The 12,063-nt window shown below is 41.5% G+C and carries 13 protein-coding genes; 12 read left to right on the top strand and 1 reads right to left on the bottom strand.

Features of this window, described 5'->3' with window-relative positions; translation table 11 throughout:
• The 5 genes from nuoN (at nt 1) to spoIID (ending at nt 5,409) form a co-directional block, all read left to right on the top strand.
• Nucleotides 1-1,527: an NADH-quinone oxidoreductase subunit NuoN gene (nuoN, locus tag ACIQXR_RS05570; RefSeq protein WP_403079708.1), complete on the top strand. Its 1,527-nt coding sequence runs from the start codon at nt 1-3 to the stop codon at nt 1,525-1,527.
• A 149-nt stretch (nt 1,528-1,676) separates the two neighbouring features.
• Nucleotides 1,677-1,919: a DUF1146 family protein gene (locus tag ACIQXR_RS05565; RefSeq protein WP_403079706.1), complete on the top strand. Its 243-nt coding sequence runs from the start codon at nt 1,677-1,679 to the stop codon at nt 1,917-1,919.
• 164 nt (nt 1,920-2,083) lie between these two features.
• Nucleotides 2,084-2,833 carry a YwmB family TATA-box binding protein gene (locus ACIQXR_RS05560; RefSeq protein WP_402870381.1) on the top strand — a complete coding sequence of 250 codons (750 nt, stop codon included), beginning with the start codon at nt 2,084-2,086 and terminating at the stop codon, nt 2,831-2,833.
• Between the two features lie 32 nt (nt 2,834-2,865).
• Complete coding sequence (gene murA, locus ACIQXR_RS05555) at nt 2,866-4,167, top strand: UDP-N-acetylglucosamine 1-carboxyvinyltransferase (RefSeq protein ID WP_402870384.1); 1,302 nt, start codon at nt 2,866-2,868, stop codon at nt 4,165-4,167.
• Between the two features lie 207 nt (nt 4,168-4,374).
• Nucleotides 4,375-5,409: a stage II sporulation protein D gene (gene spoIID / locus ACIQXR_RS05550; protein ID WP_403079704.1), complete on the top strand. Its 1,035-nt coding sequence runs from the start codon at nt 4,375-4,377 to the stop codon at nt 5,407-5,409.
• Between the two features lie 21 nt (nt 5,410-5,430).
• Here the strand turns inward: spoIID and ACIQXR_RS05545 are convergent, their stop codons facing one another.
• Nucleotides 5,431-5,856: a VanZ family protein gene (locus tag ACIQXR_RS05545; RefSeq protein ID WP_403079703.1), complete on the bottom strand. Its 426-nt coding sequence runs from the start codon at nt 5,854-5,856 to the stop codon at nt 5,431-5,433.
• Nucleotides 5,857-6,008: 152 nt separating this feature from the next.
• Here ACIQXR_RS05545 and spoIIQ point away from each other — a divergent pair, with 152 nt between their 5' ends.
• The 7 genes from spoIIQ to fabZ all read left to right on the top strand — a co-directional run bounded on the left by spoIIQ (nt 6,009) and on the right by fabZ (nt 11,946).
• Entirely contained in the window at nt 6,009-6,908 is a 900-nt protein-coding gene (gene spoIIQ, locus ACIQXR_RS05540; protein ID WP_403079701.1) for a stage II sporulation protein SpoIIQ, read from the top strand.
• A 438-nt stretch (nt 6,909-7,346) separates the two neighbouring features.
• Nucleotides 7,347-7,619 (top strand): sporulation transcriptional regulator SpoIIID, encoded by a 273-nt coding sequence (spoIIID, locus tag ACIQXR_RS05535; RefSeq protein ID WP_402870395.1) that lies wholly within the window; start codon nt 7,347-7,349, stop codon nt 7,617-7,619.
• 298 nt (nt 7,620-7,917) lie between these two features.
• A complete protein-coding gene (mreB, locus tag ACIQXR_RS05530) occupies nt 7,918-8,919 on the top strand; it encodes a rod shape-determining protein (RefSeq protein ID WP_402870397.1) in 1,002 nt (333 codons plus the stop codon).
• Nucleotides 8,920-9,204: 285 nt separating this feature from the next.
• Nucleotides 9,205-10,041 (top strand): flagellar hook-basal body protein, encoded by an 837-nt coding sequence (locus ACIQXR_RS05525; protein WP_402870400.1) that lies wholly within the window; start codon nt 9,205-9,207, stop codon nt 10,039-10,041.
• Nucleotides 10,042-10,095: 54 nt separating this feature from the next.
• On the top strand, nt 10,096-10,944 hold the full coding sequence (locus tag ACIQXR_RS05520) for a flagellar hook-basal body protein (RefSeq protein ID WP_403079699.1): 849 nt from the start codon (nt 10,096-10,098) through the stop codon (nt 10,942-10,944).
• Between the two features lie 180 nt (nt 10,945-11,124).
• Nucleotides 11,125-11,388: a DNA-directed RNA polymerase subunit beta gene (locus ACIQXR_RS05515; RefSeq protein ID WP_402870404.1), complete on the top strand. Its 264-nt coding sequence runs from the start codon at nt 11,125-11,127 to the stop codon at nt 11,386-11,388.
• Between the two features lie 129 nt (nt 11,389-11,517).
• Nucleotides 11,518-11,946 (top strand): 3-hydroxyacyl-ACP dehydratase FabZ, encoded by a 429-nt coding sequence (gene fabZ / locus ACIQXR_RS05510; protein WP_402870407.1) that lies wholly within the window; start codon nt 11,518-11,520, stop codon nt 11,944-11,946.
• Nucleotides 11,947-12,063 lie beyond the last annotated feature (117 nt).

The raw sequence follows: 12,063 nt of genomic DNA, 5'->3' as shown, positions 1-12,063 counted from the left end.
ATGGATTGGAATACGATGCTTTCATATCATTGGGGAGCGATGATGCCGGAATTCGTCATCCTTGGAACGGCGATGGCCCTTTCCATATTGGACTTATTCTGGCCGAAGCATTTTAATCGGAGAAAGCTGGCCTGGTTGGCCCTTACCGGTATCATACTGGCCTTTTTCTCCTTGATAAGTTTGTTTTCTTTTGAAACGGTAAGTATCTTATCCGATACTTTTCGGTTAGATTCTTTTGCAAAAGCGTTTAAGCTAATCTTACTGTTAGGAGCGGGGTTAATCATCCTGCTTGCAGAGAGCTATGAGCCCAAGGAAGGGTTGAAGGAGCATCGCGGGGAATTTTATTATCTGTTCCTGGCGGCGTTGCTTGGAGCAATGATCATGACATCAAGTGGGGACTTGATCACGTTATTTGTTGGCCTGGAGTTGCTATCACTTTCTTCCTATATATTATCGGGCATACGTAAACAAAATACGAAGTCCAATGAAGCGGCCATGAAATATGTAATTAATGGAGGGATCTCTACAGCCATCACTCTGTTTGGCATGAGTTATTTGTATGGTGTGACGGGATCGGTGAATCTGGGGGAAATGAGCAGAACGATGGCAGGCATGACAGATGGTCAACTGCTCTACATTACGGGGCTCGCGTTCTTCATGGTTTTCATCGGTTTATCTTTTAAAATTGCCGCTACCCCCTTTCACATGTGGGCTCCGGATGTTTACGAAGGGGCACCTACGCCCGTCACCGCCTTTTTAAGCGTCATCTCGAAAACAGCTGGATTTGTAATCCTTCTGCGTATTTTTCTCTCCTTATTCTTGGCTGCACCTGGGGATACTCTCGGGGCATTCGACTTTTTCGAGAAAAACAGTGGATATATCGCTTTAGTGTCAGCGGTGACGATGATCGTAGGGAATGTGATTGCATTAAGACAGCAAAATTTAAAACGGTTATTCGCTTATTCGAGTATCGCCCATGCAGGATACCTTCTTGTAGCCGTAACCACATTGGGCGGTGGGTACTTCTTGATGGATACAGTCTGGTTTTACTTACTTGCTTATACACTGATGAACATTGGTGCTTTTGCAATTATTCAAGTGCTCTCGATCCGTAGCGGTTCAGAGGACATCAGTATCCTTGCGGGGCTAGGGAAGAAGTCACCATATCTGTCCATAGCCTTTACCGTGTTTATCCTCTCATTGGCAGGCATCCCGGGAACGGCAGGCTTTATTGGCAAACTGAATATCTTTCTCGGCGCCTTCATTACGGAACCGGGACATTATGTCCTTGCAGGGATCATGATTGCGGCAACAATCGTGTCCTATGTCTATTACTTTGGATTATTGGTCCAAGTCTTTTTCCGGCCGGACCATTCCGGTAAGTTAATAAAGGTGCGTTCGGGTTTGTCCATCGTTATAATGGTTTGTATAGGCGGCACGATCCTATTTGGATTAGCTCCTAATCTTGCCTTTGATTTCCTGCATAACCATTTTGGGGATTTTAAAGACTTTATTTCAAGTGAGTGATATAATGCCTTTATCAGAGGCTGGTTCCAATGGATACAGTCTCTGTCTTTCAATTCTGAAAGATTTTTCACGATTTTTCCTTTTAAATTCCAAATTTAAAGGGGATTTGTGATAGAATGAAAGACGGGTGTCTTTTAGGAGGTATGTACATGTTTTCAACAATGGGACAGCAGGCCTTGCTAGGTATCATTTCCCACTTGTTCTTCATCGCAGTTACATGGTGGGCTCTGCAGGCTCTACATTTTGATAAGATATTAAGATCCAATTCGGTCATTAAGGCTAGGGTACTTTATATTTTATTGACGGTGGCCATTGGTTCTGTTGTGAGTGATTTCTTCCTTGACTACCTAGGACTTGCTAACCAACTTCCATATATGTTTAGCGATGATTAAATAAGCTATAAGATTTCATGTATAGCAAAATATGATTCTTCTTGTATTCGCCATTATTCTACTGATTTTTATAGCATTAGCAGAAAGCATCATCAAATGTCAGGAAATAAAAAGTATGAACTCTCCTTTTTTGGAAATAATGCTTTAAAGGGGAGGGATTTAACATGTTTGCAGAGAGTAAAAAAATGTTATTATACATAGTAATTCTTGGTTTGACGGTGTTTTTAATTGGGAATAGTACAATTGTGGCAAAAGGTAAAGCCGATATAGTTAAATTGGTGGAGCTACTGCAACAAGATAAAGCGGTAAACATAGGAGATTGGTCTGTGTACGCGCGCGAGATAAATAAAGAGATCACAACTAAACAAGAGTTTGAAAGAGAAGTGATCGCATTAAAACGAAAATATCCTCAATTTGATTGGAACCGGGAAGACGGCGCTTCCGCACAGAAGGCTGAGGCGTTACTTTACCATGCCGATTCGGGCTTGACGGAGTCTATTAAATTGATGACAACCGAGGATGAATCTGATAAAGTTACCTATGTCATTTACGAAGTCAAGGGACAAGAATGGAAGGAAGGCTACCCTGCTTACTTTACCAGTACGTACCAAAATAGAGTGAATGACATATTTAAGGGAACTCCTTCAATTTTTTCTTGTATTACGGGGTCTATCAATGATAATATGGATTCGATTTTAAACTCTAAAACCGAAAGCCTGTTAGATAAGTTCCAAGCGAGGGAAATTGAGAGTGTGCATGAAACAAACTTTACATCTATATCTGCACATTCAACTTTGTTTAAACAACCTTTGACTAAAGAAAAATTAAATTTGCAGTTTGGGCTACGGACAGAAGGATTGGGTGACCGGACGAACTTTGTAATTGGCACACCAATCATAACGTTTGAATATTAATATAGAGAAAATGGACGCGGAGGGGAATACTTTTGGAAAAAATCATCGTCCGCGGCGGCAACAGGCTTAGCGGGACAGTTAAAGTAGAAGGTGCTAAAAACGCCGTTTTGCCAGTTATCGCTGCAACATTATTAGCAAGTGATGGGAAAAGTATCATTAAAGACGTTCCTACGCTCTCCGATGTATATACAATCAACGAAGTATTGCGCAACTTAAACACAGATGTTGCCTTTCAAGATAATCAAGTAACTGTAGATGCATCAAGAGAGTTATTAGACGAAGCACCATTTGAATATGTACGTAAAATGAGAGCTTCCGTTTTAGTAATGGGATCATTATTAGCAAGGAATGGCCGGGCCCGCGTTGCTTTACCGGGTGGTTGTGCCATCGGTTCCCGTCCTATCGATCAGCATTTAAAAGGCTTTGAAGCGATGGGAGCAAAAGTGAAGGTCGGCAATGGTTTCATTGACGCTGAGGTAGATGGCAGACTTAAGGGAGCAAGAGTGTATCTTGATTTCCCAAGCGTAGGTGCCACTGAAAATATCATGATGGCAGCGACACTTGCTGAAGGTACGACTATTCTGGAAAACGTGGCAAAAGAGCCTGAAATCGTGGATCTAGCTAATTTCCTTAATAAAATGGGTGCCAAAGTTAAAGGCGCTGGTACAGGTACATTGAAAATCGAAGGTGTCCATAAATTATATGGTGCTGAACATTCAATTATACCTGACCGCATCGAGGCTGGAACATTTATGACTGCTGCTGCACTTACTGGTGGTAACGTTCTTGTTCAAGGTGCCGTTCCTGAACATCTTACGTCCCTCATTGCCAAAATGGAAGAGATGGGTGTTACGATCATCGAAGAACAAGATGGATTGCGTGTAATCGGTCCTAAAACCTTGAAGGCCATTGATATTAAAACAATGCCCCATCCTGGTTTCCCGACTGATATGCAATCACAGATGATGGCATTATTATTGCGTGCTGAAGGAACAAGTATGATCACGGAGACCGTCTTCGAGAACCGTTTCATGCATGTTGAAGAATTCCGTCGCATGAATGCCAATGTTAAAATAGAAGGTCGTTCTGTTATTGTTAACGGGCCAACCAACCTTCAAGGTGCAGAAGTTTCTGCCACTGACTTGCGTGCTGCTGCTGCGCTTATCCTGACTGGATTGGTTGCAGAGGGCATTACCCGTGTTACAGAATTAAAGCATCTTGACAGAGGATACGTGAATTTCCATGGCAAATTAGCATCATTGGGTGCTGATGTGGAACGTGTTAATGAAGAGGTTCCAGCAGAAACAAAAACGATAGCGGATTTAAACGCTTAAGATTACTTATTAGAACCCATTCGGGCTTCATTCATTGAAGCCCGAATGGGTTTTTTGTTGTGTGCTGGGATAAGGAAAGCTAACCTGGGCACCTGACACTTTTCTATTCATAAAAGCTTGTCCTTCGACATACATTTATCATGTAGAGAAACCTGCTGGATTTAATTTGTAAAAAAGCAGAGAACAAGTGTAGGGAGGCCCAGGAATTTGAAAGCAATGAAACCTGTGATTGTACTATCCATAGCTGTAGCATTCGTCATTATCATGATTCCAGCAGTGCTTGTGCTTCCGTTTTCCAATGATGTAACAAGTGGGAAGTTAGCCGAACAATTAGAGAAAAAAGAGAAGGAAGAAGGAAAAGAAGTGGCTGCAAATAAAATGAGTTCCATTGATGTGGCCGTGTACCGGACGGCTACCCAAAAGATTCAAAAGCTTCCACTTGAAACATATCTATCTGGTGTTGTGGCAGCAGAGATGCCCGCGGATTTTGAGGAAGAAGCGTTGAAGGCGCAAGCATTGACGGCAAGGACCTACATCGTGAATCAGTTGATGAGCAATAATCGCCGGGGGTTGCCAAAAGGAGCTGATGTAGGGGATACGGTAATGCACCAAGTGTATAAGAATAATAACGAGCTGAAGAAACAATGGGGCTCTGATTATAAATGGAAAATGAAAAAGATAGATAAAGCCATTAAGGCAACGGAAGGCAAGATATTGACCTATGATGGAAAACCGATTACCGCTACCTTCTTTTCGACAAGCAATGGGTATACGGAGAATTCCGAGGAATATTGGCAAGCAGAGTTTCCCTACTTGAAAAGTGTGTCTAGCCCATGGGATAAAGAATCGCCGAAATTCTATAATAAAATGGTGGTCGATGCGGGGGATTTTGAGAGGAAGTTAGGTGTGAGTTTATCATCAGGGACAACAATCGGTACAGTCGTTCAAAGGACATCCGGAAATCGAGTGGGTGTCGTTGAAATTGGAGGAAAGAAATTGACGGGTAAGCAAATCCGGGAAAAACTCGCATTGAATTCCTCCGACTTTGACTGGGAGCGTCAAGGGAATCAAATCGTCATTACGACAAAAGGATATGGTCATGGAGTCGGAATGAGTCAGTATGGTGCCAATGGGATGGCTAGGGAAGGGAAAAACTATGAAGACATCGTGAAGTACTATTACAAAGGCGTCAAAGTGCAGTCCTCAAGTAAGTGGATCAATACCATGACAGCAAAAAAATGAGAGAAGGGGTTTTCCCAGCTCTCATTTTTTTGCGCCGAATTTTTCTATTAGGGTCAGAAAGCCTCGTTTATGCTTGAAATAGTGATACTGCACATGAAAATAGACAGCAAGCACGCCAATGATGTCCTTCGCCACATCAATCAAAGATGCAGAGCGGTATGGGATGAATGACTGGTGATATTCATCAATGATACCGTATAGACCGGCAACGAATGCGGCTACCAAACTAAATCCAGGCTTCAACTTATGATTAACAGCAAGTGCAGAAACGAATAATATGTACAAAATCGCAAATTCGACTAAATGGAGCGCCTCTTTAATGAATCGATCCACTGTTGAGGACGGGAGGTCAAGAATGATGTCGTCAGGTTTACTCGACATTATCCAAATAGCAATCATGTAAAGAAAAGGTAGAATCGTTACTAAGATTTTAATGGTCTTTTTCATCAATTAAACATCCTTCAATAGCAAGATACCAAACATTTTACCATTCTACGAATAAAATCGGATTCTTTTTCATAAAATAAATCTAAAATTTTTTTCACTCGGATGTATATAATCTTGGCAAAATGTTCAGAATGGTTGCTGAGGTGATTAATATGAGAGAGGAAGAAAAAAGACCAACTTCCAAAATCCAACGAATACTCAAAAAGCGTTGGGCATTATCAGCAATCTATATCGCAAGTGCAGCCTTAATCTTAGCCGCGGCCTTTTTATTACAAAATAGTTTTGATGATTCAGCTAAGGACGAGAAAAAGGATTCAGCTGAAACAGGAAAAAACTATGATCAGCCTTCAGTCGAAGTGAATAGTGATCTGGAAACCGTTAAGATGCCTGTAGCCAATGCCGATAAAACGGTCATCAAAAAACAATTCTATGACGTGAATGCAGATGAGAAGTCACAAGAAGATGCGTTGGTCTTCTACAACAATAGATATGAGCAGAATAAAGGGATCGACATTGCAATGGAAGATGGAAAATCTTTCGATGTGAAAGCATCATTGAGCGGTAATGTATCGAAAGTACAGGAAGACGCTCTACTTGGCAATTTGATTGAAGTTGAGCATGAAGATGGCGTCGTTACTCGTTATCAATCTGTTAAGGATATCAAGGTTGCCGTTGGGGACAAAGTGAAACAAGGACAAGCTATCGCAACTTCAGGCAAAAGCCAAATCAATGAAGAGGCAGGCGTTCACGTTCACTTCGAAATCAGAAAAGACGACATCGCGTTGAATCCAGTTGACTTTATTGAAAAGCAAGCATCCGCTATACAAACAGCAACTGAAGAAACAGAAGGTAACAAGGATGATTCAGCAGGCAAAGAAGAAGCACCTGCTGCCGAGGGTTCTGAAAAAGGGACAGAGGAATCACCAGCAACGGGCGAATCTGACGCAGGCACTGAGCTAGAAAGTGGCACTGAAGATGATAACTCCACCCCAGCTGAAGATTCTACCGAGAAAAGCGATTCTTTGGAAGATTCATTAAAGGAAGCAAATTAATCACAATAAAAAATTCAAATACAATCAAAACATAAACCATGAGCGTTAAGAAGTACAACAACTGAAAATTTGGTAAAAAGGGGGCCGTTCAATTTGAACGGCTCCCTTTTTTAATTTCGGGGAAATAGTGGAATATATGAGAAAAGGTCTGATTATCTGACATATTTCTCGGGAAATAATGCAGTTACTGGAAAAGGAACGGCAGAATGTTGATAAATAAAACGAAACGCCCTGTCCATTAGGCATATATTCTTAACCAAGCTAATAAGATGTTATAAACCATGCAAAGAGAGTGTTTGAGGTGAGGGGTCGTTTATTACAAATAATCTAATAGTTGATCATTCTATCTTTCATTGTTTATAAGACAGGGGTATTCGATTCGAAAAATACGAATCTCATTTCACACTTCTCACATCCAATTTGGGGAGGTCGAGTGGTGTGCACGATTACATCAAAGAAAGAACTATCAAGATAGGCAAGTATATCGTGGAAACTAGAAAGACGGTCCGCGTCATTGCAAAAGAATTCGGTGTCTCTAAAAGTACAGTCCATAAAGATTTAACGGAGAGGCTTCCGGAAATTAATCCTGAATTGGCTAACGAAGTGAAGGATATATTGGATTACCATAAATCCATTCGTCACCTTCGGGGTGGAGAAGCGACCAAGCTCAAATATAAACGGTCAGAAAAAGAAGAAGAAATCGCTAAGTAAATCACAAATCCATTCCGGAAATTGGAAATGATTCCAAGGGATTAGGGTAAAGACAAAGGATGGCATATAAACATGTCCTTTTCTACACCTAAGTCAGGAACCTCCAACCCGGAATTTTTTTATGGATTAATTTTGTCAATATGGAAATCCTTTATATATCTATGTTAAATAGGATAATACGGGACAGGTTTCGTTTTTATTTGTATTTCATACTTCTTCTTGACAAGGCGATATGGTAAAATAAACAATTAGGACAGAATTAGGTTTTATGTGAGGATATTCAAGGAGGATTTAAGAAATGTTTGCTAGAGATATTGGGATAGATCTTGGAACAGCCAATGTTCTAATACATGTCAAAGGTAAAGGAATAGTGTTAAATGAGCCTTCGGTAGTAGCCATTGATAAGAATACGAACCGTGTTCTTGCTGTTGGTGATGAGGCTCGTAAAATGGTAGGCCGGACACCAGGAAACATTGTTGCAATTCGCCCTCTAAAAGACGGTGTCATTGCTGACTTCGATGTAACGGAAATGATGCTTAAGCATTTTATAAATAAGTTAAATGTGAAAGGCTTTCTTTCTAAGCCACGGATTTTGATTTGCTGTCCAACAAACATCACGAGTGTTGAACAAAAGGCAATCAAAGAGGCTGCTGAAAAAAGTGGCGGGAAAAAAGTATTCCTTGAAGAAGAACCTAAAGTGGCTGCAATCGGTGCTGGCATGGATATTTTCCAACCAAGCGGTAACATGGTCGTGGATATTGGCGGTGGTACAACGGATATCGCGGTTCTTTCAATGGGGGATATCGTTACGTCTTCTTCGATCAAAATGGCCGGTGATAAATTCGATAATGAAATCTTACACTACGTTAAACGTAAGTATAAGCTCCTAATCGGTGAACGTACAGCTGAAAATATCAAAATGCAGGTTGCGACGGTATTCCCAGGTTCACGCAACGAAGAAATTGATATACGCGGACGTGATATGGTTTCAGGCTTACCTAGGACCATCTCCGTTAACTCGGAAGAAATCGAGGAGGCGCTGCGTGAACAAGTCTCCGTTATCGTACAAGCTGCCAAAGCTGTGCTTGAACGGACACCACCAGAACTTTCTGCTGATATTATTGACCGTGGCGTGATATTAACAGGTGGTGGAGCTTTGCTTCATGGCATCGACCTGCTTTTAGCAGAAGAACTTAAAGTCCCTGTACTCGTTGCAGAGCATCCAATGGATTGCGTAGCGATTGGAACGGGAATCATGTTAGATAATATGGATAAATTGCCAAGGCGCAAATTCAATTAAAAAAAAGCGGCCGTAAAAAGCTGCATTATAAGATAAGGGTCTAAGGTTCAGACACACATGAAGCATAGTGAAAGTCCGTGCAGTTCTAGTACTGATGAGCAATAGACCCTATTCTTTTAGTTTGGAACTTTAACACTATTCCTTTAAATTTGACCTATCCTAAAACAAGAAATGAATGATTCTGGACCAAGCATTTATTTTCCCCTTAAATACAGACGATTATATCCGATAAGATACATATAGGAAATGAACGGAATACTTTTGTGGAATGAGGAGTGAAATAAAATGTTAAGAGGTTTTTATACAGCCGCTTCTGGAATGCTTACACAGCAAAGACGCACAGAAATGCTAACGAATAATATCTCCAATGCGAATACAACCGGGTTTAAAGCCGATCAAACCAGTGTACGGTCTTTTCCGGAAATGTTACTTGGCAATATGCAGCGTAATGCAATACCTACCGAAAACAATTTAAGCGTGCCCAAGTTATCGCAAGTGGGCAGTCTTAGTACAGGCGTTTATGTACAAGAAGCGAGTCCATTGTTCACGCAAGGGACCCTTGAAGAAACGGAGCTTAGTACCGATATTGCCTTAGCAGATGAAAATCTTCCCATCAATGAGGAAACGGGGAAGGCCGGGTCGGTCCTTTATACCGTCCAAGATAAAGACGGGCAAGTGCGTTATACAAGGGACGGCAGTTTCACTCTGGATGGTCAAGGCTATTTGACGAATTCTAAAGGCTATTATGTATTGGATGAGAACAATGAACGGATACAGCTTGAGAATGATCGCTTCACCGTGACCGAAAAGGGAATGATCTTTGAAGGCAATAATCAAGCGGCCCGCCTTGGCATCGGTTATGCAGACGACCCCACTAAACAGCTCGTGAAAGATGGCGAAGGGTTATATAGGGCTGTCGATAATGAATTGCCCAATGCGTATGCAGCAGAAGGATTGACCTTCTCAACGAAACAGGGTTTCCTTGAGGGATCTAATGTCGATCAATCGAGGACGATGACGGAAATGATGTCGGCGTACCGATCTTTTGAAGCGAATCAAAAAGTCCTTCAAGCTTATGATAAGAGTCTCGATAAAGCGGTTAATGAAGTGGGGAAACTCTAATTATGGATTTGTAGAAGGAATCTTTAGGAAATTTGAACAGTAAGGGGAATGTCTATGAATCGAACGATGTTATCCGCGACGAATACACTCAACCAAATTCAAAGTCAAATTGATCAGATCAGCAATAATATTGCTAATGTGGATACCACGGCTTATAAAAAGACGCAAACCAGCTTTAGTGATATGTTAACCCAAAGTTTTAATAATCAGCCGAGTGAGACGAAGGAAATCGGAAGGCTGACCACACCGGGCATTCGTCAGGGAACGGGTGCCAAATTAAATCCATCCCAAATCGTGCTGACACAAGGTTCGCTAAAGAATACCGATCGCAACCTGGATGTGGCATTGACGAAGGAAGATCTATTTTTCACGGTAAACGTACAGGATGACGGAGGGACCAACACTCGTTTAACGAGAGATGGCGCTTTTTATCTTTCTCCTAACGAGGCGAACCCAGATCAAATGATGCTCGTTACCTCAGCCGGACATCAAGTCCTTGATGAATATGGGAATCCGATTCTAATTGATGGCAGCATCAAAGATATTAAGGTTTCGGAAGAAGGTTTATTGAATGTGGATACAGAAGAATATGGAGAGCGAAGCTTCGGTCTTGGTATCGTTTCTGTAAAAAAACCGCAATTCCTGGAACAATTGGGGGGGAATCTGTTGGGGCTCCCGGGCAACCTCGGTGAAATGGGTGTAACGGAAGACGACATCATGACGCTATTGACGGGGGATGACCGTACAGAGATCGCAGTGAAAAAAGGTTCACTTGAATCATCAAACGTCGATCTATCAAAAGAGATGACGGATTTGATCAATGCCCAACGTCAATATCAATTTCAATCCCGGGCGATAACGATGGCCGATCAAATGGGTGGACTGATTAATGGGATTCGGTAAGCGCGATAGGGTATAAAATCATGACTTTAGGTTTCATATTGAAGCGTTTTTCATTATACTTTAGCAAAGAGGACCGTTGACGCTCATTCATTTTGACATGGCATGTGATTTGATGCTTCTATTTATGTATAAGCCAAGACGCTTTTATTCGGCGAGTTTTCTGAAAAAAGGAGCTTTTGTATGGGTATGGAACAAAAAAGTGTAATGAGACAAGAAGTGAGTGAAGAGGTCAAGGAAGCAAAAACAACGCAACCGAACCGAAGAATCAAGGTCCGGCTGTTGCCGATCTGGCTGCGTTTACTTATGATCATCGGATTGATATTCATCGCTTTACTTGCCGGTTCACTAATAGGCTATAGTGTGATTGGCGGAGGGCAGGCAACGGATGTTTTCAAGAAATCCACATGGACCCATATTATCGATATTGTAAATGAAGATGCATAGAAATAGTCTGTCGACGCAGTTGCCACCGTTTTAGAAAATTTCAATTGGCAACAACATGCCTCTTCCCTATGTAAGGGAGGGGCGAGTTTTCGTTAAAAGTAGGCAATATCATTATTAGGAGGAAAAGCCATGTTAGATATTACGCAGATAAAGGACATCATTCCCCATCGTTACCCTTTTTTATTAGTTGACCGGATTATTGAAGTGGAAGATGGGAAAAGAGCTGTAGGATTAAAAAATGTATCAGCCAATGAAGAATTTTTCAATGGCCACTTTCCGGATTACCCTGTTATGCCGGGTGTATTGATTGTGGAGGCGTTAGCGCAAGTAGGTGCTGTAGCTGTATTGAAACAAGAAGAATTTAAAGGGCGGCTGGCCTTTTTTGCAGGAATCGATAACTGTCGTTTCAAGCGCCAGGTAAAACCGGGAGATCAACTCCGCCTCGAAGTAGAAATTATTCGGTTAAGGGGATCGGTTGGTAAAGGAAAAGCGGTCGCGACAGTAGATGGCGAAGTTGCCTGTGAAACGGAAATCATGTTCGCTTTTGGAGATAAATAAGCTTAAAAGGGCTAAACATGGCCATTTTGAGCAAGAATGTTTAAGAAGAACGAATTAGGTGTACATAATACATATACGATGCAGATGATAGCTACAATGATTGCAGTTAGTTGTTTA

Source organism: Peribacillus sp. NPDC097224 (assembly GCF_044761985.1).
Lineage (GTDB): Bacteria > Bacillota > Bacilli > Bacillales > DSM-1321 > Peribacillus.
The sequence above is the reverse complement of the archived record's forward strand: the minus strand, read 5'-3'. Positions and strand labels throughout refer to the sequence as shown.